The sequence below is a fragment of the Shimia sp. Alg240-R146 genome (assembly GCF_947331465.1).
Taxonomy (GTDB): Bacteria; Pseudomonadota; Alphaproteobacteria; order Rhodobacterales; family Rhodobacteraceae; genus Shimia.
The window spans coordinates 1661120-1684416 of sequence record NZ_CAMZOK010000001.1 but is presented as its reverse complement, the minus strand read 5'-3'; the positions used below and the strand labels follow the sequence as shown (position 1 = coordinate 1684416).

The window sequence follows — 23297 nt, the reverse complement described above, 5'->3', positions numbered from 1 at the left end:
CCCCAGCCCAGCCTCACGCCCTTTGGACCCGATCCTTTTGCAACGTCGCCGCCTCCACCGCCGCCAAACGCGCCAGCGCCGCTTCTGGGTCGCGCTTTCCGCCGGCCCTTAGCCAAACCCCTTTGGCCGAGACAGGGCTCCAAGGCAGGGCTGCGGTCCGAAGCCAAGTTCGCAGTTCCGGCGGCAGCGCGTCGAATTCTGTCATGGGGTTGCACTGCCGCCGGCGCCGACGAAGGCTGCTCTGGAGATTTCTATTCATGCGCCCTCGCGGATTCGCCGTTTGTCATTTTGTAATGTTATTACATCTCTACCGTGCGAACCCACAAGCCAAAAGAAAAGGCGCCCCCAAGCGGAGCGCCTGAAACACCAAAAAACCGGCAAGTTTAGCCGATGGTCTTAACCATCTCATCCTTGGATTTGCGCACTTTCGCCATCGGCAACAGCCAGTCAGCGCCTTCCTGACGGTAGCCCAGCGGCAACAGAGTCACAGACTTCAGGCCAAGTTCTTTCAGGCCCATGATCTCATCTACGGCGTCGGAGTCAAAGCCTTCCATCGGGCACGTATCCACGCCCAATTCGGCTGCTGCCAACATTGAAAAGCCCAACGCAATATAAGCCTGACGCGCCGCGTGGTCGTGGTTCACGGTCTCGTCGCGTGGCAGATAAACAGATTTCAGGTTTTCGTAGTATTGGCTCAGCATTGGGTTCTCACCGCGCAGCTCTTCCATCTGCGCACGCACTGCGTCGATACGCTCAGCCGAATAATTGTCCCAAGCCGCAAACACCAGCAGGTGGCTGCCTTCCGTGATCTGGCTCTGGTCCCAACCAACTTTGCGGATTTTCTCACGCATTTCGTCGTTGGTCACCACGAACACTTCAAACGGCTGCGTGCCGCTCGACGTCGGCGCCATGCGAACCGCCTCAAGAATGGCCTCCACATGTTCCTCGGACACGGCTTTCGCAGGGTCCATTTTCTTGGTGGCATAGCGCCAGTTCATCAGCTCTTTCAACGTGGTCATCTTGGTCTTTCCTTATCCCCCACCCGCACTCCCCATGAGTCGCGTTTCGGGGTGGTATATTTATGTAACCGGCGATATATGAGGAACCGACAAACGTCGCAAGAAGGCACATTACGTAAACCTGGTCACACGAAGGGAACCGCCCCATGCCCAAGGACACCGCCAAAGCCGGCAACTGCCCGCAGTGTTCACGCATCAACGAGGTTTTGGGACGGGTTGGCGACCGTTGGTCGGTTTTGATCGTTATATCGCTGGCGGAATATGGCACCCTAAGGTTTAACGAACTCAAAAGGCATCTGGGAATTTCGCAGCGCATGTTGTCGCTGACCTTGCGTGAACTGGAACGTGATGGGTTGGTGCACCGTGAATACCACCCGACGATCCCGCCCAAGGTGGAGTATTCGCTGACGGATCTTGGCAAATCTTTCCGCGAACCGGTGCAAGCGCTTGGCCTCTGGGCCCTTGAAAATCTACCCAACATCGACGCCTCCCGCGAGGACTACGATCGGCAAAACCCCGACAAAAAATCCGCCTAAGGGGTCAGCCGCGTGCAGCTTCGATCGCTGTGATTGCCGCAGAAATTGCATCGTCGATTGACAGCGCAGAGGTATCAATCACCGTCGCGTCTTTGGCCGCAACCATCGGGGCTTCGGCGCGATCACGGTCACGCGTATCGCGCTCTTTCACATCGGCCAACACAGTCTCAAACGACGTCTGTGTGCCATTACCCACCAATTCCTGATACCGCCGTTCTGCCCGCACTTCGGCGCTCGCCGTCACAAATAGCTTTGCCTCCGCACGTGGGCAAATAACTGTGCCGATATCTCGCCCATCCAGAACCGCTCCGCCGGCACGCCGCGCAAAAGCTCGCTGAAAATCCACCAGCGCCGCACGCACATCGCCAATCACCGCGACACGGCTGGCTGCCTGTGCCACGTCGGGCGTGCGCAAATCCTGCGCCTCAAGGTCTTCTGCGACCAAGGCCTGTGCCGCCGCGATCGGATCGGTCCCGTCCAGCGTCTTGGCCCCAACCGCGCGATACAGCAGCCCGGTGTCCAAATGCGCAAAGCCGAAATGCAAAGCCACGGCCTTGGAAATCGTGCCTTTGCCTGCCGCTGCAGGCCCATCAATCGCTATGGTAAAGGCCATCCGCTTAGCCCCGCACCACGTCAGCACCCAGACCCGCCATCAACGGCTCAAAAATCGGGAAAGACGTGGCAATCGGGCTGCCGTCATCCACGCTGACCGGGCTTCGCGCGGCCATGCCCATCACCATAAAGCTCATGGCGATGCGGTGATCCAAATGGCTTGCGCAGGTCGCCCCGCCCGGCACATTGCCATGGCCCAGCCCTTTGACAATCCACCAATCGTCACCTTCGTCGACCTCCACGCCATTCAGGCGCAACCCCGTCGCCATAGCGTCAATCCGATCGCTTTCCTTGACCCGCAGCTCTTTCACGCCGCGCATCACAGTTTCGCCTTGGGCAAAGGACGCCACCACAGACAGCACAGGGTATTCATCAATCATACTCGCCGCGCGCGCCGGATCGACTTCGATGCCTTTAAGATCAGGCGAAAACTTCGCCCGCAGGTCCGCCACTGGCTCCCCACCCTCTTCGCGCTCGTTTTCATAAGTCAGATCGGCGCCCATCTCGCGCAGTGTGGTGAACAGTCCCGCGCGGGTTGGGTTCAAGCCGATATTGGGCACCAACACATCGGACCCCGGCGTGATCACCGCGGCACAAACTGGAAAAGCCGCCGAGCTTGGATCCCTTGGTACCGCGATCACCTGTGGCTTCAACTCGGGTTGACCGGTCAGCGTGATGACCCGCCCTTCATCGGTTTGCTCAACTGAAATTTCGGCCCCAAAGCCCGCCAACATGCGCTCCGTATGGTCACGCGTGGCTTCTTTCTCGATCACAACTGTCTGACCCGGCGCATTCAGTCCCGCCAGCAGGACAGCCGACTTCACCTGCGCCGAAGGCATCGGCACCTCATAACGCACGGGTGTCGGATCTTTTGCGCCCACTATTGTCATCGGCAAACGCCCACCGGCGCGACCAACGGCTTGCGCGCCAAACAGCGCAATCGGGTCGGTCACCCGCGCCATAGGCCGCCCGTTAAGGCTCGCGTCGCCAGTGAATGTCACCGTGATATCACAGGTCGCCATAGCGCCCATGATCAAGCGCACACCGGTGCCCGAGTTGCCGCAGTCAATCACGTTGTCCGGCTCTGCAAAGCCGCCAACGCCCACGCCATGCACCGACCAATTGCCGCCGCCGTGGTTGATCACCTCAGCCCCGAAAGCCGCCATCGCCTTGCCCGTGTCCAGAACGTCTTCGCCTTCCAGCAGGCCGGAAATCTTAGTCTCACCTACAGACATCGCGCCAAGGATCAGGCTACGATGGCTGATCGACTTGTCGCCAGGCACATTGGCCTCGCCTTGGAGAGGCCCGCAGGGGCGGGATGTCATCGGAATAGGAGTGCCGTGGCCGGACATAGTGCGCGTATCCTTCTTGCTCTTGGTTACGCTGTTAGCGCAACACGTGCCGCCCGTAAATCCGCACGCCGCTTCCTTTTGCCAAAAATATCCCGTGGTGAGGCCGCAGGCCGAGGGGCCGGCCCCTTACGCTTTCCTAAACGTCAGATAGTGCGGCGTGCGACCCTCGCGAAACGCTTTCTGTTCATACCGTGTGGAAATCCAGTCCCCCCATGGCTCGCGCCAATCCTCAGGACTTTCCGCGAGCCAGTCAAACCCTTGCTTGGGCACCTGTTCCAACGTCTGGCGCACATAGTCGGGAATATCAGTCGCCACTCGGAAAATGGCGCCGGGCTTTAGCTTGCGCGCGAGCGGCTCAAGGTGATCGGGCGTCACGAAACGACGCCGGTGGTGGCGCTTCTTGGGCCACGGATCAGGGTACAGCAAAAACGCACGGCTAAGGCTCTGGTCGGGCAGCACGTCAAACATGTCGCGTGCATCGCCGGGATGCACGCGGATGTTGTCGGCCCCCGCTTTTCGGATCTTGCCCAACAGCATTGCCACGCCGTTGATATAAGGTTCACACCCAATGATGCCTACATCCGGGTTCTCCACGGCCTGATGCACCATGTGCTCGCCGCCGCCAAACCCGATCTCCAGCCAGACATCGCGATCGCCAAAAAGCGCTTCCAGGTCCAGATTGGTACGGTCCGGGTTTTCGTCCCAGGTGACTTTGCCAGGGCTCAGCTTGGCAAGGTCTTCTTCCAGATAGGCCTCTTGGCTAGAACGCAACCCTTTGCCTTTGAAACGGCCATAAAAGTTGCGCCAAGGGGCGCCCGAAGGGTGTTTATCTGTCGGCTTCTCGGACATGAGTTCTCTCGCTTGGATCGCCCGTGCCTTTGCCGCACCCTGCCCTTCGGGTCAAGATGCGCTCAGCTTTTTCCAAAAATCGACCGCAGAATGAACATGCCCGGAATTGTCACGATGTACATGGTAATCCCGTAGAGCGCCGCTGGCACCGCAAATTCCGGAATGCCCGACGCCTGTGCAACCATGCCCGCCACAGTGATACCCAGAGTTGCATTCTGCACGCCCATTTCCACCGAGATACACAAGCCATCTGGTCCTGACAGGCCCAAAAGCCGCGCCACACCGACACCGAGCACCAGAAGCAAAGCATTCAACAGCATCAGAACCGGACCAAGCGTCCAGATATTGGCCATGAACAGGTCCCAGTTTGTCGCCAAGGCAGCAGCCACGATCACCAAAAACAGAACCAGCGCCAACGCTGACACGACTTTTTCGATTTTGTCGGCCACGCCACTGGCCACCCAACGGGTCAGCAAGCCAATCAAAACCGGTACCGCTGTGATGGCGAACATCGACATGCCGATGCCCAACACGTTCACCTCAGGTGCGGCCTCGCCGAGAAAGGTCGCGCCAGCCCATACAACCAAAATCGGGACGGTAATCACCGACAAAAGGCTCACCACCGCCGTCAGAGTGATTGAAAGCGCCACAGTGCCGCCGCCCAGTTTCGTTAGGATATTGGATGTCACACCGCCCGGACAAAAGGCGAGGATCATTACGCCAAAAGCCATCGCAGGCGGCAAATTAAAGACAATGAGCAAGAGGTACGCCACCAAAGGCACCGCCCCGATCTGCATCACTACGCCCGTCAGCACCGCCTTTGGCATGGTCAAGACCCGGCCAAAATCGGCAAACGTCAGGCCAAAGCCAAGTGAAAACATAATGAAAGCAAGTGATAGCGGCAGAGCCACGTCGATGAGCATAGATATTCCTCCCTATTCGCGGGGGAGACCGTCGCACAATTTCCCGACAGTACCAAAGATTTCGTAAGGGAAGTGCCGTCGGGTTACAAAACTGACCTGGCTCGTGCACAGGAACCGCCCATGACGCATTGCGCTATCTTACAACAAACTCGCAACGATGCTTTGTGAGTTTAGCAAATCCCATTCGGGTATTTTTGCAATGCAAGATTGCTGCAAAGAGATCTAAAAATGGTCCGCTTGCTTCGCCGTAGCGTAGTTTAGAGACCACCACTCAAGAAGGCCCCTTGATCCTTCATGAGGTCTAGCACACTCGCAGAGGCGATCGCTTACGTGTCAAACGTAAGGTCTGGGTCACGAGGTAACAGGAGGAAAACAATGATTAATAATGCCAAAACGAATTCAACGTGGACGTCTGTCATGGATGAAACCAAAAATCCGTTGAAAAACCATTCTCTGTCCACCGCTCATTTGATGATGCAAATGCTGGCGTGGATGTGGAGTTCCATATTTTCTCTAATGGTCGGCAGCTATTTCGTATTCGGCTTGACCGCGTCTGCACACATGCTTCTGATCGCGGGCTTGTTCATTACACTAATGGTGTTCAAGAAAGCAGAAACGTCAAATTCCGGCGACTAGACGATTTGAGCCGGAAAGACGCAGGAATTGGTGGCGCGCATTCCAGTGTTGGCGAAAGATCCCGTCAATTACAAAAGGCGCTGCCGGTCATCGGACGGGCAGCGCCTTTTTTTCGAAACCTCAAGACAGGATAACACCATCAAACCTTTCGGCTTTCGAGTGACCTCTTGGCCTTCGTCTCACAGCGCGGATTTCAGATCCTCAACCAAATCCGTGCGTTCCCAGCTGAAACCGCCGTCCGCCTCAGGCGCGCGGCCAAAGTGGCCATAGGCCGCCGTGCGCTGATAGATCGGTTTGTTGAGCTGCAACTGCTCGCGAATGCCGCGCGGTGTCAGGCTCATGACCTGCCGGATCGCGTTTTCGATCTTGGCCGGATCAATCTCGCCCGTGCCATAGTGGTCGCAATAGATCGACAGCGGCTCACTTACGCCAATCGCATAAGACAGCTGAATGGTGCAACGTTCCGCCAGACCGGCCGCCACCACGTTTTTTGCCAGATATCGCGCCGCGTAGGCTGCCGATCGGTCCACTTTGGTTGGATCTTTGCCGGAGAACGCGCCGCCGCCATGTGGCGCTGCGCCACCGTAGGTGTCGACAATGATCTTGCGGCCCGTCAGACCCGCGTCCCCATCGGGGCCACCGATCACGAACTTGCCGGTCGGGTTTACGTGCCATTCGGTGGCGTCGCTGATCCAGCCCGCTGGCAGGGTCTCACGAATGTAAGGTTCCACCACCGCGCGGACGTCGGCGCTTGTCATAGCTTCGTCCAAATGCTGCGTCGACAACACGATTGAGCTCACGCCCACCGGTTTGCCATCCTCATAAACCACGGAAAGTTGCGATTTCGCATCCGGCCCCAGCGTCGGCTCCTGCCCCGATTTGCGCACCTCGGCCAGACGGCGCAGGATCGCGTGGGAGTATTGGATGGGCGCTGGCATCAATGCGTCGGTTTCGGTGGTGGCATGACCAAACATAATGCCCTGATCACCCGCCCCCTCGTCTTTCTCGCCGCTGGCGTCGACACCTTGTGCGATATGTGCGGATTGCTCGTGCAACAGGTTGGTGATTTCCACGGTCTCGTGGTGAAACTTGTCCTGCTCATAGCCAATGTCTTTGATGCAGGCGCGCGCGATCTCATCGATCCGCCCCATGTATTCGTGCAGCTTGTCCTGATCCGACAGCCCCACTTCCCCACCGATAACCACACGGTTCGTCGTGGCAAAGGTCTCACAGGCCACACGCGCTTCGGGTTCTTCGGCCAGAAACGCATCTAAAACCGCGTCCGAGATGCGATCGCAAACTTTATCTGGGTGGCCCTCCGAGACGCTCTCGGAAGTAAAAGTATAGTTCTTACGTGCCATGGGGGTGGTGCTCCATTGGATTAAAACCGTCACGTCAGGAAGCCGTTGTGACGGAAATTCAGAGTCAGCAAATACGTGGAACTGGCAGGCGGGTCAATCGGTTTCGCGCTGCCGCACCGCCACGCCAGCAACAATCAGCAGAACCAGAAACAAGCCCATAGGCAGATCGCCCCAACGTGCATAAAGCGTGTCGGGGCCGAGGTCCGGCAAGGCGACATCCAAATAGCCTGCCTCGCCCAAAGGCAGCATTGCCAGCACGCGCCCTTTCGCATCAATCGCCGCTGACACACCCGTGTTGGCCGCCCGTAACACCGGCACGCCGGTCTCGATCGCGCGCATGCGTGTCTGCGCCAGATGTTGGTACGGGCCGGAAAAGTTTCCGAACCACGCATCATTGGTCATATGCAGCATCACACGAGGCCGCTCACCTCTGACGCGCGTGTCTTGCGGGAATACCGCCTCATAGCAGATCAACGGCAAAGCCTTCCCCAAGGCGCCAAGATCGATCAGCGCAGGCCCCGCGCCCTCAGAATAGCCCCCGCCATGCCGGCTGGCCAATCCCCGCAGCCCAAACCGGCCAAGAAAATCGCCAAGCGGAATGTATTCACCAAAGGGCACAAGATGGTGTTTGTCATAGACATCGGTCACTGCACCATCCGGCGACACAACCGCCACTGTGTTAAAAACCCGCTCCCCTTCATAACGGTTCAACCCCAACACAACCGGCGCACCACGAGCCGCGCCCGCCGCCGCCAACAGCGCATTCTCCGCATTGTCCAACGTCCACGGCACCGAGGTTTCCGGCCAGACCACAAGATCCGGCACCGCTGCATCGGCCTCCTGAGCCGCTTGGGCAGTCAAAGCAAGTGAACGCTGAAAGAATTTCAAAACATGGTCAGGATGCCACTTCAGATGCTGTAGGGCGTTGGGCTGCACCAGCCGCACCACCACAGCGGCATCCGCATGCTTTCTAGCTTCGGGCAATTGAGCCGGCACAGGCACCCACAGCGCCAACATCACCGCACCGGCCACGCCCCAGATCCATCGCCACCGGCGCACCGCGCCAAAGGCCAGACCGCCTGCCAACAGAAACAGCAAAAAATTCACCCCATGCGGGCCTACAAAGGCCGCCATCTGCCCTGCCATCTGGTTGACCAACACATAGGACGGCATGGCCCATGGAAATCCGGTCAACACATAGGCCCGCAGCAACTCGGTGGCGGTCATCGCCACAGCCAAGGCCGCAACCCCGCCCAGTCCACGCCGCAACCAACCCGCGATGCCAAACGCTACAGCCCAGAATGCTGCCCCACCCGCTGCCATCATCACCAAAGCAAACGGCGCCATCCATCCATGTCGCGCCACGTCCACCAGAAACGGCTCGACTATCCAGTGCAGCGCCACCGCAAAGTAGCCAAACCCGAACCAGAAGCCGGTTTTGGCCCAGTCGCGATTGCTCTCACACCGCAAGGCCAATCCAAACACCGCAACAAATGCGGCCACAGTCAAAAACCAAAGATCAAACGGGGGATGTCCCAGCGCGCCCAGCGCGCCCAATACCACACATAGCGTTACTTGCTTCCAGCCCGACACCCGCCAGCGCTGCACAACAGCGCTGTCAGCCATTGGCGGCTTCCGTCGGCAATAGCACCCGCAAGCGCTTGATCCTGCGCGGATCCGCATCCACCACCTCAAAGGCCACACCGTCAGGTAATTCCACCACTTCGCCGCGCGCAGGCACGTGGCCACACAGCATAAAGACCAACCCGCCAAGCGTGTCGATCTCCTCGCCGTCAATGTCCTCATGGTGTGTCAGCGAGCGGCCAATCGCAGCCTCAAATTCCTCCAGGGGGGTTTTGGACAAAGCCAGATAGCTTCCGGGGCGCTCTTGTACCCAGAAATCAGCCTCTTCAACATCGTGCTCGTCTTCGATCTCGCCGATCACCTGTTCAATCAGGTCTTCAATAGTCGCCAGACCGTCCACGCCGCCATATTCGTCGATCACCAGCGCCATGTGGCGCCGCTCGGCCTGCATCTTGGCCAAGAGCACGCCAATCGCCATGGACGGCGGCACAAATAGCAAAGGCCGCAACATTTGATCGATTTTCAAACTGCCCGCGTCGCCGTTGAACCCGTGCCGCAGGGCAAAATCTTTGAGGTGAACAAACCCGATGGGCGTGTCCAACGTCCCATCATACACCGGCAAGCGGGTCATTCCACTGTCCCGAAACACCTGCAACAACTCGGCTTCGCTGATGGAGTTGGGCACCGCCACGATGTCGGCCTTGGGCACAGCCACATCTTCCACGCGCATACGGCGCAGGTTGATCATGCCATGTGACTGGGGTGCAGGAGTGGGAGTCACCTGCGTGCCATCGCTGGCCGCCGGTATCTCTGCGGATTTCGAAAACAGCCGTCTGATCAGACTGCCTTTTTTCTTTGGTTGACCTTCCGGCCGCGCGCTAAGCGCCGCGTTAGAGGATCCGTCGATGGTGTCGCCCATTGGCCCTTTCCGTTGGGGATGCGCCCCCGTTCATATCTCATATGGGTCCGAAAGACCCATTTTGCCAAGTATGGCTGTTTCCAGCCCTTCCATCAAAGTGGCATCTTTGTCACGGATATGATCATACCCCAAAAGATGCAGCACCCCATGTACAACCAGATGCATGACGTGATCCGCCAATGGTTTGCCTGCTGTTTCGGCCTCTTTTAGACAGGTTTCAAAGGCAATCGCAATGTCGCCCAGTTCAGTATCAAACCCCTCTGGTGGGGATGGCACATCGCCGTCTTCCACCGCCCCACGCTCATCACTCGGCCAACTGAGAACATTGGTCGGCGTCGGTTTGTCGCGAAATTCAGTGTTCAACTCAGAAATGCGGGCGTCATCACAGGCCAGCACGGCGATTTCAAAATCGCCCGTCGACAACCCGAGATGCACCAAAGCGGCCTCGGCCGCCGTTTCCGCCAGCGTCTCAAAACCGATCTCGGTCCAACGGTCATCCTCGATGATCGTGTCAGTCAGCACAGCTCGGCCCGCCTGCGGAACCGGACACGCCGTGGCTCGAATGACGTGTCACGTTTTCTTCTCTTTCGCCGCCAGCGCCTTGATCGCATCCGCCTCATAAGCCTTGATAATCGCCGCCACCAGAGGATGGCGCACAACGTCATCGGCAGTGAAATAGTTGAAGCTGATGTTTTTGATGCCTGCCAACAGGCGTTCTGCATCTTTTAGGCCCGACGGCACCCCGCGCGGCAAATCGATCTGACTGCGGTCGCCGGTGATCACCATACGCGACCCCTCGCCCAGACGCGTGAGGAACATCTTCATCTGCATCGTGGTGGCGTTCTGCGCCTCATCCAGCACGACAAAGGCGTTGGCCAGCGTCCGTCCCCGCATAAAGGCCAGCGGCGCAATCTCGATCTTCTTTTCTTCGATCAACTTGGCAAGCTGTTTCGCCGGCAAAAAATCGTTCAGCGCATCGTAAAGCGGCTGCATATAGGGATCGACCTTGTCCTTCATATCACCTGGCAGATAGCCCAGCTTTTCGCCCGCTTCCACCGCCGGACGCGACAGAATGATCTTGTCCACATGGCCTTGTATGAACATGTTCACGCCAACGGCCACAGCCAGATACGTCTTACCAGTGCCCGCAGGGCCGATGCCAAAGGCGAGTTCATTTTTGAACAGCGATTGAACATAGGTTTTTTGGGCATCAGTGCGCGGCTCGACCAGCTTCTTGCGGGTTTTGATCTCAACCGCACCGCCTTTGAACATCTCCATCTGATCGCCATCGCGCACGCCGGTGCCCTCTTCCGAGCCACCCATGCGAATCTCGCGATCAATGTCACCGCTCTCCACGGACTTGCCGCTTTCCAGTCGATCATACAGAGATTGCAGCACATCCACGGCCTCGGCCCGAGGCGCATCCTCACCAAAAATTGCCAGCTGATTGCCGCGGCGAAGGATCTGAACACCCTTTTTTTGCTCTATATCCGCAAGGTTGCGGTCAAACTCCCCGCAAAGCTCGATCAAAAGACGGTTGTCCGGAAACTCGACCGAAGTCTCTTTGGCTGTTTCGGACGCTGGCGGCGGGGTCATCGCACCTGTGGGCAAACAGATCTCCTGCAAACTAGATGTTGTGTCCCTGATGGTGCCAACTTGCTCAGGCAGGCGCAAGCGCTCGCCCGCGAAATTTCTGTGACAGGTGCAAAAATCTGCCGGTGCGGCACGAAAAAGCCGCGCATCCAGGGATGCGCGGCTCTAAAATTGTCAGCCCGTTGACTTAGATGATGTCCGGGAAGGTGGAGCCACCCTTGAACGGGCCAGTTGCCACGCCGGGAGGGGCTGTACCGGAACACACCGGCTTACCATAAGGATCGAGCCGCTGGCTCAGATAGCCTTCAACACCATCATCAATGATCCAGTGGTCGCAGCCATTTGGATCCACCCAAATGCCCGCGGTCAGGTTGCTCAGATGGCCACTGTCCCGCGCGTTATCCACGGTCTTGTCCACCTTGTTGTCACAAGCGGCAAGACCGCCAACGACTGCCAAAAGTACGGCGCTTTTAATAAGTTTCATGTCCGTCTCCCCTCAGCGCAAACAGATGATTTCGACGCGGCGATTCTGCGCCATACCAGCCGAGGTGCCATTGGTGGCACGTGGCATACGCTCGCCATATCCCCGAACATCCACAATCCGAGCTCCGGACTGTTTGCCAACTTTGGCCACCGCATTCGCGCGATTGTAGCTCAAGCGCATGTTGTATTCGTCGCTGGCGCGGCTGTCGGTATGACCGGCAATGATAAAGGCCGACGCCGGAGAGGTCTTAAAGAACTCCGCCAGCTGTTGGCGGTTCGCCGCGTTGATATAAAACTTGTCCGTCGCAAAGAACTGGTCCGAATCCATCACACCACAGACATTGCCACGACGACACACCGGAATACCCTGCCGGTTCACATGCGGCGTCATGTAACCTTCGACACCATCATCCATAACCCAGTGCTCACAGCCATCCGGATCGACCCAAACAGTCGGAATGTATTTCTGTCCCAGAACGGTCCGCTGATTCTGTGCCGCCGCCGGTTGCGTCACGGCAACGACCGCAATACACGCCACGGCTAGCCCCGCACAAATAGCGCGGACGGTTTTTTTGATTTTCTCCGCCAAAACGACTTCCTCTCACAATCCCCCAACGACGCATTTGCGAAAGCAGCCTCGCATCACGCCCAATCAGTGAATTGGAGATTACCGGAAATCCTAGATTTTCCAAGGACTAATGCCCCATCCGTCGGGACAGGAAACAGAAAAGTGGCAAATTTATGTCGTGAAGGGCGGCGAAACATCTGCGCCTCGGGTCAATCCAACCCACGCGCAAAAATTGTTTCCAAGTCGCGATCAATCCGACGCGAGAATGCCGCCAAGTGAGTTTGTTTCACTTTTTACGATTCTCACCTTGGCAATATCGCCCACTTTTGCACCCGCATCGGCAACGTGAACCGCGTGCAGATATTCTGATTTTCCAACCATTTGGCCTTCAAGCCGTCCCGCCCGTTCAAACATCACCTGCACATCGCGACCCACCATACTTTCCTGAATGGCGCGCTGCTGTTGAGTGATCAACGCCTGCAAGCGATACAACCGGTCACTCGCCTCGGCATCATCCACCAATGGCCGTTCCGCAGCCGGAGTACCCGGACGCGTGGAATATTTGAAACTGAACGCCTGCCCGTATTTGACCTCTTCGATCAGATCCATCGTATCTTGAAAATCCTGCTCGGTTTCTTCCGGAAAACCGACGATGAAATCTCCCGACAACAGAATATCCGACCGCGCCGCGCGAATCCTCTCCACCAGCCGCAAATAACTGTCACGGTCGTGATTGCGGTTCATCCGCTTCAGGATTTTGTCTGACCCGGATTGTACCGGCAAATGCAGGTACGGCATCAGTTTTTCACAGGTGCCATGCGCTTCGATAAGATCATCCATCATGTCGTTGGGATGGCTTGTGGTAAAGCGGATGCGCTCAAGACCATCGACCTTGTCGAGCTCCCAAATCAGCCCTGCCAGCGTCATATCCCCACCGGCCCCCGCCCCGTGATAGGCATTCACATTCTGCCCCAACAAGGTGATCTCGCGGACACCACGTTCCACCAAATCCCGCGCTTCGCTCAGCACGCGATCCACGGGGCGGCTGACCTCCGCGCCGCGCGTATATGGCACCACGCAGAAGGCGCAAAACTTGTCGCACCCCTCCTGAACCGTCAGAAACGCCGCCGGCGCACGCTTGGCTTTGGGGCGGCTTTTCAGACGCTCAAACTTGTCTTCTTCCGGAAAATCCGTGTCCAGCGCCTTGGCGCCTTCTTGGGTCTTGGCTTCCATCTCGGGCAAGCGGTGATAGGCCTGCGGCCCAACCACCAAATCTACCATCGGCTGCCGGCGCATGATTTCTTGGCCCTCGGCCTGCGCGACACAGCCCGCCACACCGATCTTCAGATCCGGCTTCTCGGCCTTCAACACCTTGAAACGACCCAGTTCTGAATAGACCTTTTCGGCGGCCTTTTCGCGGATGTGACAAGTGTTGAGCAGGATCATATCCGCATCATCCGGCGTTTCGGTCGTCTCATAACCCGCTCCGCCCATGGCCTCGGCCATACGCTCGCTGTCATAAACATTCATCTGACAGCCATAGGTCTTGATAAAGAGCTTCTTCTTTTCAGAGACGGTATCGGACATGGAACGCTTCCCGCTGCGGTTTCAAGGCGCCTCCCTACATCAAAAGCGGGGCGGCTTGCAATGCACGGCGATTTAACCGATTTTGGCGACAACAGGCGCAAGAACTGCATCCAAAGGCCGGGCATGACATACGACTCTCTCAACCAATTGATCCGCACGGGTAAATCCGAATTCGCCAAAGGCCCCATCGCGTTGATTTTTGTCGAAGACGACGTGGAAATCGACAGCACCATCCGTCACCACCTTGATTTGGGCTTTCTCAAGGTTGTCGTCTTTATGCCGAATGCTTTTGAGCTGGCCGAGGATCTGGCTGAAATATGTCCGCGCGTGCGCATGGACAACACCCGCAGCGATCAGGTCATGCAGGCCGTGTCGACTGTAAATGATCTTATGATCGGTCAGTGGGTATATTACTGTTTCAACGCCGAGTACCTGTTTTTCCCGTTTTGCGAAACGCGCACCGTGGGCGAAATGCTCACCTTCCACACCGAAGAGCGTCGCGACGCCATGCTGACCTATGTGGTTGACCTTTATGCGCCCAATCTGGATGAAACCCCAAACGCAGTCTCGCTGGAAAAAGCCCAACTCGACCGCTCCGGCTACTACGCACTTGCGCGAAATGACCCCGACAACCACAACCATCCCAAAGAGCGACAGCTCAATTTCTTTGGCGGCCTGCGCTGGCGGTTCGAAGAGCACATTCCGGCCGACAAACGAAAAATCGACCGAATTTCGTTTTTCCGGGCGCAACCGGATTTGAAACTGCGCGAAGATTTCACATTCAGCGACGAAGAATACAACACCTACGCTTGCCCGTGGCACAACAACCTGACTGCCGCCGTGTGTTCTTTCCGCACCGCCAAGGCGCTGAAATCCAACCCCGGAAGCACGTTTGAGGTTCGCGATTACCGCTGGCACAATTCGGTGCCCTTTGAATGGCACTCCCGTCAATTGCTGGACCTTGGGCTTATGGAGCCGGGGCAATGGTTCTAGGGTTTGTGATCCTTCAGGATCAAAAACCCGTTGCCCGGCAGGAGAGTGCACAGCAAAGTCCCGTGAGTTTTTTTTTACGAAGAAGAAAGCGCCAATATCGTGGCTGAATTCATTTTCGTTATCTTCATTGGCTTTCTGTCCCTCGCCCTTTGGTGGGGCCACATCTTCTTCCCGCTGATTTGGCGCGCCAGGGTTTCGCCAAAGCGCCACACCTACGCGACCATCGCCCTCATCTTATCCCTGACCGCCATAGCGCTGACGTTCATTGTCGGCCCCGTGAGCACCCTGATCGTAGCCGCTTTCCCACCTGTCTTTGCATTTATCGCTATGATGCCTTTCGAAGGTGTCGACGCGATCCCCAAGATGCGCACTTATTTTTTCTTTGGTCTAAGCGCAGTGTTGTTCCCTGTTTTAGCGACGACTTTGTCCCTGCGACGCCATATGTCTGCCATCACCAAAACAGCGATACTTTGCGCTGCGCTTTATTTCGGGACGCATGTCGGAATTCTTGCAGCCAATCGCCCCTATCAGAGTTTCTTACATGCCCGCGCCATACAAGCCGGCGCAACTTGCATCAATATCAACACTTTGCACGGTGTGTTTTCTGTCGCGGACGTCGGGTATCAAAACAGCTTGCACACCCTCGTCATAGTGGGCGACGGGTTCAAATACTGGAGCTTCAAAGAAAACGCGTTCGTGGAGGCAGGCGCAATCTACGGCAACCCCGACAACGCAATGGCCTGCAAACAGACTGACTTGATCCGAAAGCCAATGCGACTTTTCTCTAAGTACTAACCAAAACCGCGCCCGTGCGCCCTCCGGCCTCGACCATCTCATGCGCCTTGGCGGCGTCGGCCATTTCAAACACATGCGGCGGTTCAAAGCGCAATGCGCCCGCCGTCAGCGCCTCATGCAGCTTAGATAGCGCCATCTGACGCTCTGCCAGTGGCAGTATGTAAATCAACGTGATGTCCAGCTTCAGCGCCTTAAACAGCATTGGGCCAAACGGCATTTGGGGCGCCATATTCTTGGCCGATCCATAAGCGGCGATTGTGCCCAAAGGTTTCATCACCTCACACAGCATCGACAGGTTTGGTCCCAACTCAACCTCCACCGCCCGATCCACTCCGGCCCCCTCAGTGGCCGCCATAATGTCCGCCACCAGCGTCTCGCTGCGGTAGTCCAACACCACGTCGGCGCCTGCGGCTCTGACCCGTTCCATATCCCGTGCGCCACAGGTCGCTATGACGCGCGCGCCGGCCCAAGCCGCAAGCTGCACCGCCAGAAAACCAACAGACCCACCGCCGCCAGAGACCAGAACAGTCTTGCCGTCAACGCCACCGCCGCCAAACACTGTCTGTGCCGCCGTCAGACCGGGAATTCCCAGCACAGCGCCGTCCTCTAGTGACACGTTGTCCGGCAGGACAACTGCCTGCGCCTCGGGCACTGATATATACTCTGCACAGGTGCCAAAAGGGCGCTGCCACTGTCCATTCCACAGCCACACGCGCTCACCGATCCGCGCCGCATCTACGCCTTCGCCGACGGCTTCGATCACGCCCGCGCCGTCGCTGTGTGGCACGATCACGTCAAACGGTGGCTTGGTCACGCCGGGACGCGATCCGCCCCGCGCCTTACAGTCCGACGGGTTTACGCCTGAAAATGCCACCCGCACCAGAACCTCGCCTTGGCCAGCCACCGGCGTTGCTAGGTCTTCCACCAACACCACATCGCGTGCGGGTCCAAATGCCCGCCAAGTCACAGCTTTCATGACACAAATCTCCTCTTTGCGCGCACAGTCTCACAGCCCGCTCAAAGGTACAATTCTGATAGAATGGAAAAACCCGACGTCGCGGGAAAACGCTTGCTAGGTGCGACGCAGGCGGATCACCACATCCACCTTGGCGATCTCCGCGCCTTCCGGCACATCCGGCAACTGCGCAATCTGCAACTGCTCCGCAGGAGCATCCGTCAGCATGCGATCATCTTCCCAGAAAAAATGCGGGTGATCATGGGTGTTGGTGTCAAAATAGCTCTTTGAGCCATCCACCGTGATTTCCTGCATCAGACCAGCGTCACAAAACGCGCGTAACGTGTTATAGACTGTGGCCAACGATACGCTGTCGCCGCTGACGCGCACCGAGTCAAACAGGCTTTCCGCCGTGACGTGACGGTCGTTGCCATCCCCCACCAACAGTGACGCCAAGGCCACACGCTGTCGCGTGGGGCGCAATCCGGCCGAAGCCAGCCACTCAGAGCCAATGCGGGTCACTTGGTCAATCATCTTGATATCCCATAGGGTTGCTGCGCGTTTGCGCCTGCCTTTAAGGGCTTATACCCCGCTCCGCCTCCTTGTTTCAATTGAAAATGATTTGCAACTGACCGGACGCGTTGTCACAGCCATCTTGCAGGACCAAGGATGCAGGTGCTAGACGGGGCACAACACGACACCTGACTTAGAATGAGACAAGGACCCTCGCATGGCCGATCACCCTACCAGCTTTGACAAAGAGGATCTTCTGAAATGCGCCCGTGGCGAGCTATTTGGCCCCGGCAACGCACAGTTGCCGATGCCCCCTATGCTGATGATGGACCGCATCACCGACATTTCTGCGGACGGCGGTGAATTTGGCAAAGGCCACGTGGTCGCTGAATTCGATATCACGCCCGACCTTTGGTTCTTTGACTGCCACTTCCCCGGCAACCCGATTATGCCCGGCTGTCTTGGACTTGATGGTTTGTGGCAGCTGACCGGCTTCAACCTCGGTTGGCGCGGTATGCCCGGCAAAGGCATGGCGATGGGCGTGGGCGAAGTGAAGCTCAAAGGCATGGTCAAACCCGACCGCACCATGCTGACCTACAACGTGGACTTTACCCGCATCATCGACCGCAAGTTGAAGCTTGGCGTGGCGAACGGCACTGTCTTCGCCGACGGCGAAGTGATCTACGAAGTCAAAGACATGCGCGTCGGTCTCGCCGCGGAATAATCTGCGCGACATTTGGAATTGGAAAAGAGGCCTGCGGGCCTCTTTTTTGTTGTCCGGAGTTTTCCAAATTCTCAACGCCAAACACGATTTTTGATGGGCACGCACATTTAGACCAAAAAGCACGCTCATGTGCTGCAGACTAAATCAACAGATGCGCCCTTTTTGGTCGGAGTTTCTATTTAGCCGGCGGCGAATTGACCATGGAAACCAATCGATACTCCAGCAAGCGCTATTCCAGAAGCACTGCCAAATTTTGCCTAGAGGGTAACAATAGACACGCCTGATTGAGAGATCACCACGACATATAAGGCCTTGGCTGGGTTCTTTTCTGTGACTACCCTACCCCCCAAGAAAGACAAAAACGATTTCAATGTCGACGCTTTCATCTGCAAAGGACAACGCCTAATGAGACTCCAATTTGAACACCCTAAATGTTTGGGGTTCGCTCTGGTTTTGTTTGTGGCCGCTTTCTGCGCCTCCAACAGCGCACTGGCGCAGACGGTTGAGAAAGCAAGCGGCCAGACTGTCTACGTGCCAGCTTACACACAGGTTTTGACGAAAGAAGGGCGAAGTGAACCTTTGGCGGCAATGCTTTTCATTCACAATGTCGATCCAAATCAACCGATAATGATCACCGGGGTCGACTACTTTGCTGAAAACGGCGCGCTGCTAAAGAGTTTTGCGACCGCGTCTCGGGAACTGGTGGGATTTGAATCCACACGTACCTTGGTTCCAATCGGAAGTTCCGAAGACGGAATCGGCGCGAACTTTATCGTCACGTGGACGTCGTCCAAGCCTGCAATACCCCCGATCGTGGAAACGGTGATGACAGGTGGCAGTGGCGTGCAAGGCATTTCGTTAACAAGCCGTGGTCGCGTAATCGAGCAGTCGCCCTAAAGTCGGGACCTCGGCTTCGGGCATGGCACCTGTCAAAGCCAAGATATCTCGCGCCGGGTTTGCGCCGCGACGTCGCGAAATTTGCGCGTTGCCCTTCGGTCAATAACCTGTTCAGTCTACCGAAGTTTCCTTCCAATTTCGGAGCCCGCGCATGGCAATCCAGATCGACAAATCCCGCTTCACCAACCTTGCCATCGAAGAACACGACAACGGCGTATGGGTGGTGACCCTTAATCGTCCCACCAAACGCAACGCGCTTGATATCAATACGATTGACGAACTGGTCGACTTTTTCTCTGTCGCGCCGCGTGCGGGCGTCAGCGTGGTTGTATTGGCTGGCTCCGGTGATCACTTCTGCGCCGGCCTCGACCTCATTGAACACCACGATGAAGACCGCAGCCCGGCCGACTTTATGCACGTCTGCCTGCGTTGGCATGAAGCTTTCAACAAAATGGAATACGGCGGCGTTCCGGTCATCGCAGCGCTTCAAGGCGCCGTGGTTGGCGGTGGCTTGGAATTGGCCAGTTCCGCGCATGTTCGCGTTATGGATCAAACCGCGTATTTTGGCCTACCAGAAGGCCAGCGCGGCTTGTTTACAGGCGGCGGCGCTACCATTCGCGTCACCGATCTGGTGGGCAAAGCCCGCATGATCGACATGATGCTGACAGGGCGCGTCTATCAAGGTCAAGAAGCCGTCGACCTTGGCTTGGCACAATACATCGTGGATGGATCCAGCCTTGATCGCGCGATGGAACTTGCCAACCGTGTCGCAGAAAACTTACCACTGTCCAACTTCGCCATCTGCTCTGCTGTGAGCCATATCCAGAATATGTCGGCCATGGACGGCGCCTATGCCGAGGCTGTTGTGGCCGGTGTGGTCAACACCCAACCCGATGCCCGCGCCCGTTTGGCAGCCTTTGCCGACAAAAGCGCGGCCCGCGTCCGCCCAACCGATTAAACAGCTTCCAAGCAGGGTTCCCCGCAAGATCCCTGCTCATTCCCTCCGCCTGGCAACACCATAGCTTGCGTCTCCACGCCTAAATCCCCTACATAGTCCCCAACACATCTAAGGGAGAGCGCACATGCGTCGCGTCGTCGTTACCGGACTGGGTATCGTTTCCTCAATCGGCACCAATGCCGAAGAAGTCACCGCCTCGCTCAAAGCGGGCAAGTCCGGCATTTCCGCCAGCGCGGAAATGGCGGAGCACGGGTTTCGCAGCCAGATCGCGGGCCATATCGACATTGACGTGAAAGAACATGTCGACAAGCGCGCCCTGCGTTTCATGGGCGCGGGCGCAGCTTACGCGCATATCGCCATGCAACAGGCCATCGCAGACGCGGGCCTTTCCGACGATCAGGTGATCAACGAGCGCACCGGGCTTGTGGCTGGTTCCGGTGGTCCGTCCACATCCGCCATGCTGACCGCGCATCAAACCGTGCTTAAAACCGGCGCTACCAAGCGCATCGGCCCGTTTGCAGTGCCAAAATGCATGAGCTCGACAATTTCCGCCAACCTCGCAACGGCGTTCAAGATCAAGGGCATCAACTACTCCATCACATCCGCTTGCTCGACCTCACTGCACTGCATCGGCAACGCGGCTGAGCAAATCATGATGGGCAAACAAGACGTGATGTTTGCTGGCGGTGGCGAAGAACTCGACTGGACGCTTAGCTGCCTGTTTGACGCCATGGGCGCCATGAGCAGCAAGTATAACGACACACCCGACAAAGCCTCCCGCGCATTTGACGAAAACCGCGACGGCTTTGTGATTTCTGGTGGTGGCGGTATTGTCGTGCTGGAAGATCTCGAACACGCACAGGCTCGCGGCGCAAAAATCTACGCCGAAGTCACCGGCTTTGCCGCCACTTCAGACGGCCACGACATGGTCGCACCCAGCGGTGAAGGCGGCGAACGCGCCATGCGTTTGGCGACTGCCTCCCTGCCTGAGGGCCGCAAGGTCAGCTACATCAACGCGCACGGCACCTCGACGCCTGTGGGTGATGTTGGCGAAGTCGAAGCCGTCCGCCGCGTATTTGGCACAGGCACGACACCGCCGATTTCCTCGACCAAATCGATGACCGGCCACGCCCAAGGCGCCGCTGGCGCACTTGAGGCCATCTTCTGCTTGTTGATGCTGGACGGTGATTTTATCACGCCGTCGATCAACGTCGACACGCTGGATCCGGCGATCAAACCGGACGAAATTGCAACAAAAACAATTGAAAACGCCGGTCTTGATACGGTGATGACAAACAGCTTTGGCTTTGGTGGCACCAATGGCTCGATGCTGCTGTCGAAGTTCAAGGGATAACGAAGACATGTCAAAAACACTGCAAGGCAAACGCGGCCTGATTATGGGCGTCGCCAACGAGCGCTCGATTGCATGGGGCATCGCCAAGGCGATGCACGAAGCTGGCGCCGAACTGGCCTTCACCTATCAGGGCGAAGCTTTTGGCAAACGCGTGGCGCCACTGGCTGCCAGTCTCGGCAGCGAGTTTCTCGTTGACGCCGACGTCAGCGATGACGCCTCATTGGACCGCGCATTTGACGAGTTGTCCGGCAAGTGGCCCACCATCGACTTCCTCGTGCACGCGATTGCCTATTCCGACAAGAACGAGCTTTCCGGCCGCTTTGTCGACACGACGCGCGCCAACTTCAAAAATTCGCTGGATATCTCTTGCTATTCACTGATCGAAGTGGCGCGGCGCGCGCACCCGATGATGGCGGAAAATGGCGGAACGATCCTGACGCTGACCTACCAAGGCGCAAACCGCGTGACGCCGTTTTACAATGTCATGGGCGTCGCCAAAGCTGCCTTGGAAAGCGCCACGCGCTATCTGGCCAACGACCTTGGCCCGGACGGCATCCGCGTGAACGCAATCTCTCCCGGCCCGATGAAAACATTGGCCGGAGCCGTGATTGGTGGTGCGCGTAAGACCTTCCGCCAAACCGAGCAAAACGCGCCACTGCGCGTCAATGCCACACTGGAAGCCGTTGGCGGTACAGCGGTTTATCTGGCATCCGATGCGGGTGCCTGCACCACAGGAGAAATCCTGCGGGTTGACGGCGGATATCACGTGCTGGGCATGCCACAGCCGGAAAACCTCTGACGCTAAGAGGCGCGCCCAGTTTCGGTGCGCCGCTGCCCGGCCACGCCGGTTGGGCCAAGCCGCGCTTTGCGCGGCAAAGGGGGCGCTGCCCCTGGCCCAGCAAAGCTGGTCCTACCCCGGGATATTTTCGGCCATTAAGATTCAGACGGCCCCGTCTTCTTTCTGGCCGAAATACCCATACCCGCACGCAGTGCAAAACATGGGCGCCCGTCAGGGCGCTCCACCAGATTGTGCCGCGTCGAACTCCGCTCCGATCTTTTTCAGAATTTGGCCGGCCGACCCCGTACGAGCCCGTGTCGCACCGATGCCAGCCCATTGCGCACCATACCCGGTTTCACCCACGGCCTTGGCCGCCGCATTTAGGGCTTTGCCCACGTCATACGCCACCGGATATTCCGGCGCATTTTCCGGGCCCAACGCCGCGCCCAGAGCAACAAAACGATTGCTCAAACACCGAGCGGCGCGACCAGAAATCGCGCGGGTCATGACGGTTGGCTGGTCGGCAGGTGCACGCAAAGCGTCTCTGTATGCCTCATCCGCCGCTGTCTCATCCGCATCAATGAACGCTGTTCCCAGCTGAGCCGCCACCGCCCCTGATGCCAAAGCCCGTTCCACATCCTTGCCGTCCATCAGCCCGCCGGTTGCGACCACCGGCACGTCCAGCGCGGCTTGCAAGTCTGCCACCAAGGCCAGCGTCGACAACTGCGCATCCGCGGCAGCCGGGTCAAACATTCCGCGATGCCCGCCCGCTTCGATCCCCTGCGCCACAACCGCGTCAACACCCGCCGCAACGCAGGCCCTGCCCTCCGCCACAGATGTGGCGCTGGCAAATACCAAGTTGCCTGCGGATTGCAGCTCCGTGATCCAACCCGCATCCGGCAATCCAAAATGCAAACTCACCACTCCCGGACGCTCTTGGACAAGCATATCCATCATCGCGCGATCCTGCACAAAAGAGCGATAGATTTCGTCCAATTCATCAGGCGGCTCTGCACCAAATTGCGCAAATGTAGGGCGCAGCGCGTCGATCCACGCGGCTTCTTTGGCGGCATCCCGCGTCGCGGGCGCATGACAAAACACATTGGCATTCACAGGCTTGTCTGTCAGCGCACGGGTTGCCCGTAGCATGTCGCGCGCACCGGCGACGCCCGCAGCGCCAAGGCCCAGCGCGCCCAATCCACCGGCGTTGCTTACCGCCGCTGCCATCTCGGGCGTTGATACCCCCGCCATAGGTGCTTGAAAAATTGGCCACTTCAGGCCGAGCCGTGTCACAATGTCCATCGTACG

The 23297-nt window shown here is 57.7% G+C and carries 26 protein-coding genes and 1 riboswitch; of the genes, 9 read left to right on the top strand and 17 right to left on the bottom strand.

Annotation, left to right across the window (positions count from 1 at the left end):
* Positions 1 to 13: 13 nt before the first annotated feature.
* A complete protein-coding gene (locus PG871_RS08145) occupies positions 14 to 259 on the bottom strand; it encodes a DUF6525 family protein (RefSeq protein WP_270728157.1) in 246 nt (81 codons plus the stop codon).
* Positions 260 to 383: 124 nt separating this feature from the next.
* Positions 384 to 1019 carry a nitroreductase family protein gene (locus tag PG871_RS08140; protein ID WP_270728156.1) on the bottom strand — a complete coding sequence of 212 codons (636 nt, stop codon included), beginning with the start codon at positions 1017 to 1019 and terminating at the stop codon, positions 384 to 386.
* Positions 1020 to 1165: 146 nt separating this feature from the next.
* Between PG871_RS08140 and PG871_RS08135 the strand changes: the two genes are divergently transcribed.
* Positions 1166 to 1555: a winged helix-turn-helix transcriptional regulator gene (locus PG871_RS08135; RefSeq protein WP_270728153.1), complete on the top strand. Its 390-nt coding sequence runs from the start codon at positions 1166 to 1168 to the stop codon at positions 1553 to 1555.
* A gap of 4 nt (positions 1556 to 1559) precedes the next feature.
* Here the strand turns inward: PG871_RS08135 and PG871_RS08130 are convergent, their stop codons facing one another.
* The 4 genes from PG871_RS08130 to PG871_RS08115 form a co-directional block, all read right to left on the bottom strand.
* Positions 1560 to 2168 carry a (d)CMP kinase gene (locus tag PG871_RS08130; protein ID WP_270728151.1) on the bottom strand — a complete coding sequence of 203 codons (609 nt, stop codon included), beginning with the start codon at positions 2166 to 2168 and terminating at the stop codon, positions 1560 to 1562.
* Positions 2169 to 2172: 4 nt separating this feature from the next.
* Positions 2173 to 3519, bottom strand: a complete 1347-nt coding sequence (gene aroA / locus PG871_RS08125) for a 3-phosphoshikimate 1-carboxyvinyltransferase (protein ID WP_270728149.1) — start codon at positions 3517 to 3519, stop codon at positions 2173 to 2175.
* A gap of 126 nt (positions 3520 to 3645) precedes the next feature.
* Positions 3646 to 4368 carry a tRNA (guanosine(46)-N7)-methyltransferase TrmB gene (trmB, locus tag PG871_RS08120; protein ID WP_270728145.1) on the bottom strand — a complete coding sequence of 241 codons (723 nt, stop codon included), beginning with the start codon at positions 4366 to 4368 and terminating at the stop codon, positions 3646 to 3648.
* Positions 4369 to 4430: 62 nt separating this feature from the next.
* A complete protein-coding gene (locus PG871_RS08115; protein WP_270728142.1) occupies positions 4431 to 5291 on the bottom strand; it encodes a bile acid:sodium symporter family protein in 861 nt (286 codons plus the stop codon).
* A 417-nt stretch (positions 5292 to 5708) separates the two neighbouring features.
* On the opposite strand from PG871_RS08115, the gene PG871_RS08110 reads away from it, so the two are divergent.
* Complete coding sequence (locus PG871_RS08110; RefSeq protein WP_270728140.1) at positions 5709 to 5927, top strand: hypothetical protein; 219 nt, start codon at positions 5709 to 5711, stop codon at positions 5925 to 5927.
* 179 nt (positions 5928 to 6106) lie between these two features.
* Here the strand turns inward: PG871_RS08110 and metK are convergent, their stop codons facing one another.
* The 8 genes from metK to miaB all read right to left on the bottom strand — a co-directional run bounded on the left by metK (position 6107) and on the right by miaB (position 14022).
* The gene (gene metK / locus PG871_RS08105; protein WP_270728137.1) at positions 6107 to 7288 is read right to left on the bottom strand and encodes a methionine adenosyltransferase; all 1182 of its coding nucleotides are present in this window, start codon (positions 7286 to 7288) and stop codon (positions 6107 to 6109) included.
* Positions 7289 to 7296: 8 nt separating this feature from the next.
* Positions 7297 to 7345: riboswitch (SAM-SAH riboswitch) on the bottom strand.
* Positions 7346 to 7381: 36 nt separating this feature from the next.
* Complete coding sequence (gene lnt / locus PG871_RS08100) at positions 7382 to 8914, bottom strand: apolipoprotein N-acyltransferase (protein WP_270728134.1); 1533 nt, start codon at positions 8912 to 8914, stop codon at positions 7382 to 7384.
* Positions 8907 to 9791, bottom strand: coding sequence for a hemolysin family protein (locus PG871_RS08095; protein ID WP_270728131.1), 885 nt, complete (start codon positions 9789 to 9791; stop codon positions 8907 to 8909). Before PG871_RS08095 ends, lnt begins: the two co-directional genes overlap by 8 nt.
* 30 nt (positions 9792 to 9821) lie before the next feature.
* A complete protein-coding gene (gene ybeY / locus PG871_RS08090; protein WP_270728128.1) occupies positions 9822 to 10313 on the bottom strand; it encodes an rRNA maturation RNase YbeY in 492 nt (163 codons plus the stop codon).
* Between the two features lie 48 nt (positions 10314 to 10361).
* A complete protein-coding gene (locus tag PG871_RS08085; protein ID WP_270728126.1) occupies positions 10362 to 11387 on the bottom strand; it encodes a PhoH family protein in 1026 nt (341 codons plus the stop codon).
* A 184-nt stretch (positions 11388 to 11571) separates the two neighbouring features.
* On the bottom strand, positions 11572 to 11868 hold the full coding sequence (locus PG871_RS08080) for a hypothetical protein (protein WP_270728125.1): 297 nt from the start codon (positions 11866 to 11868) through the stop codon (positions 11572 to 11574).
* Positions 11869 to 11880: 12 nt separating this feature from the next.
* Positions 11881 to 12456 carry an OmpA family protein gene (locus tag PG871_RS08075; protein WP_443020473.1) on the bottom strand — a complete coding sequence of 192 codons (576 nt, stop codon included), beginning with the start codon at positions 12454 to 12456 and terminating at the stop codon, positions 11881 to 11883.
* 228 nt (positions 12457 to 12684) lie between these two features.
* Entirely contained in the window at positions 12685 to 14022 is a 1338-nt protein-coding gene (gene miaB, locus PG871_RS08070) for a tRNA (N6-isopentenyl adenosine(37)-C2)-methylthiotransferase MiaB (RefSeq protein WP_270728123.1), read from the bottom strand.
* A gap of 123 nt (positions 14023 to 14145) precedes the next feature.
* On the opposite strand from miaB, the gene PG871_RS08065 reads away from it, so the two are divergent.
* Both PG871_RS08065 and PG871_RS08060 read left to right on the top strand, forming a co-directional pair.
* Positions 14146 to 15015 carry a hypothetical protein gene (locus PG871_RS08065; RefSeq protein WP_270728120.1) on the top strand — a complete coding sequence of 290 codons (870 nt, stop codon included), beginning with the start codon at positions 14146 to 14148 and terminating at the stop codon, positions 15013 to 15015.
* 99 nt (positions 15016 to 15114) lie between these two features.
* Positions 15115 to 15810 (top strand): hypothetical protein, encoded by a 696-nt coding sequence (locus PG871_RS08060; RefSeq protein WP_270728119.1) that lies wholly within the window; start codon positions 15115 to 15117, stop codon positions 15808 to 15810.
* Here PG871_RS08060 and PG871_RS08055 read toward each other — a convergent pair.
* Positions 15800 to 16786, bottom strand: coding sequence for an NADPH:quinone reductase (locus PG871_RS08055; protein WP_270728116.1), 987 nt, complete (start codon positions 16784 to 16786; stop codon positions 15800 to 15802). The two genes, PG871_RS08060 and PG871_RS08055, sit on opposite strands and share 11 nt — an antisense overlap.
* A gap of 96 nt (positions 16787 to 16882) precedes the next feature.
* Positions 16883 to 17299, bottom strand: coding sequence for a Fur family transcriptional regulator Irr (gene irr / locus PG871_RS08050; RefSeq protein ID WP_270728113.1), 417 nt, complete (start codon positions 17297 to 17299; stop codon positions 16883 to 16885).
* A gap of 196 nt (positions 17300 to 17495) precedes the next feature.
* Here irr and fabA point away from each other — a divergent pair, with 196 nt between their 5' ends.
* From fabA to PG871_RS08025, 5 genes are all read left to right on the top strand, one after another.
* Positions 17496 to 18002, top strand: a complete 507-nt coding sequence (gene fabA, locus PG871_RS08045; protein WP_270728110.1) for a bifunctional 3-hydroxydecanoyl-ACP dehydratase/trans-2-decenoyl-ACP isomerase — start codon at positions 17496 to 17498, stop codon at positions 18000 to 18002.
* Between the two features lie 405 nt (positions 18003 to 18407).
* On the top strand, positions 18408 to 18899 hold the full coding sequence (locus PG871_RS08040; protein ID WP_270728108.1) for a DUF3124 domain-containing protein: 492 nt from the start codon (positions 18408 to 18410) through the stop codon (positions 18897 to 18899).
* 151 nt (positions 18900 to 19050) lie between these two features.
* Positions 19051 to 19857: a crotonase/enoyl-CoA hydratase family protein gene (locus tag PG871_RS08035; protein WP_270728106.1), complete on the top strand. Its 807-nt coding sequence runs from the start codon at positions 19051 to 19053 to the stop codon at positions 19855 to 19857.
* Between the two features lie 124 nt (positions 19858 to 19981).
* Positions 19982 to 21211 (top strand): beta-ketoacyl-ACP synthase I, encoded by a 1230-nt coding sequence (gene fabB / locus PG871_RS08030; protein ID WP_270728105.1) that lies wholly within the window; start codon positions 19982 to 19984, stop codon positions 21209 to 21211.
* A gap of 7 nt (positions 21212 to 21218) precedes the next feature.
* Positions 21219 to 22010, top strand: a complete 792-nt coding sequence (locus PG871_RS08025) for an enoyl-ACP reductase FabI (RefSeq protein WP_270728102.1) — start codon at positions 21219 to 21221, stop codon at positions 22008 to 22010.
* A gap of 210 nt (positions 22011 to 22220) precedes the next feature.
* Here the strand turns inward: PG871_RS08025 and PG871_RS08020 are convergent, their stop codons facing one another.
* On the bottom strand, positions 22221 to 23291 hold the full coding sequence (locus PG871_RS08020; protein WP_270728100.1) for an NAD(P)H-dependent flavin oxidoreductase: 1071 nt from the start codon (positions 23289 to 23291) through the stop codon (positions 22221 to 22223).
* Between the last annotated feature and the right edge of the window lie 6 nt (positions 23292 to 23297).

Coding starts and splice junctions, on each gene's coding strand:
- PG871_RS08145 (WP_270728157.1), bottom strand. CDS start 259: ATGAATAGAAATCTCCAGAGCAGCCTTCGTCGGCGCCGGCGGCAGTGC.
- PG871_RS08140 (WP_270728156.1), bottom strand. CDS start 1,019: ATGACCACGTTGAAAGAGCTGATGAACTGGCGCTATGCCACCAAGAAA.
- PG871_RS08135 (WP_270728153.1), top strand. CDS start 1,166: ATGCCCAAGGACACCGCCAAAGCCGGCAACTGCCCGCAGTGTTCACGC.
- PG871_RS08130 (WP_270728151.1), bottom strand. CDS start 2,168: ATGGCCTTTACCATAGCGATTGATGGGCCTGCAGCGGCAGGCAAAGGC.
- aroA (WP_270728149.1), bottom strand. CDS start 3,519: ATGTCCGGCCACGGCACTCCTATTCCGATGACATCCCGCCCCTGCGGG.
- trmB (WP_270728145.1), bottom strand. CDS start 4,368: ATGTCCGAGAAGCCGACAGATAAACACCCTTCGGGCGCCCCTTGGCGC.
- PG871_RS08115 (WP_270728142.1), bottom strand. CDS start 5,291: ATGCTCATCGACGTGGCTCTGCCGCTATCACTTGCTTTCATTATGTTT.
- PG871_RS08110 (WP_270728140.1), top strand. CDS start 5,709: ATGGATGAAACCAAAAATCCGTTGAAAAACCATTCTCTGTCCACCGCT.
- metK (WP_270728137.1), bottom strand. CDS start 7,288: ATGGCACGTAAGAACTATACTTTTACTTCCGAGAGCGTCTCGGAGGGC.
- lnt (WP_270728134.1), bottom strand. CDS start 8,914: ATGGCTGACAGCGCTGTTGTGCAGCGCTGGCGGGTGTCGGGCTGGAAG.
- PG871_RS08095 (WP_270728131.1), bottom strand. CDS start 9,791: ATGGGCGACACCATCGACGGATCCTCTAACGCGGCGCTTAGCGCGCGG.
- PG871_RS08085 (WP_270728126.1), bottom strand. CDS start 11,387: ATGACCCCGCCGCCAGCGTCCGAAACAGCCAAAGAGACTTCGGTCGAG.
- PG871_RS08080 (WP_270728125.1), bottom strand. CDS start 11,868: ATGAAACTTATTAAAAGCGCCGTACTTTTGGCAGTCGTTGGCGGTCTT.
- miaB (WP_270728123.1), bottom strand. CDS start 14,022: ATGTCCGATACCGTCTCTGAAAAGAAGAAGCTCTTTATCAAGACCTAT.
- PG871_RS08065 (WP_270728120.1), top strand. CDS start 14,146: ATGACATACGACTCTCTCAACCAATTGATCCGCACGGGTAAATCCGAA.
- PG871_RS08055 (WP_270728116.1), bottom strand. CDS start 16,786: ATGAAAGCTGTGACTTGGCGGGCATTTGGACCCGCACGCGATGTGGTG.
- irr (WP_270728113.1), bottom strand. CDS start 17,299: ATGATTGACCAAGTGACCCGCATTGGCTCTGAGTGGCTGGCTTCGGCC.
- fabA (WP_270728110.1), top strand. CDS start 17,496: ATGGCCGATCACCCTACCAGCTTTGACAAAGAGGATCTTCTGAAATGC.
- PG871_RS08040 (WP_270728108.1), top strand. CDS start 18,408: ATGAGACTCCAATTTGAACACCCTAAATGTTTGGGGTTCGCTCTGGTT.
- PG871_RS08035 (WP_270728106.1), top strand. CDS start 19,051: ATGGCAATCCAGATCGACAAATCCCGCTTCACCAACCTTGCCATCGAA.
- fabB (WP_270728105.1), top strand. CDS start 19,982: ATGCGTCGCGTCGTCGTTACCGGACTGGGTATCGTTTCCTCAATCGGC.
- PG871_RS08025 (WP_270728102.1), top strand. CDS start 21,219: ATGTCAAAAACACTGCAAGGCAAACGCGGCCTGATTATGGGCGTCGCC.
- PG871_RS08020 (WP_270728100.1), bottom strand. CDS start 23,291: ATGGACATTGTGACACGGCTCGGCCTGAAGTGGCCAATTTTTCAAGCA.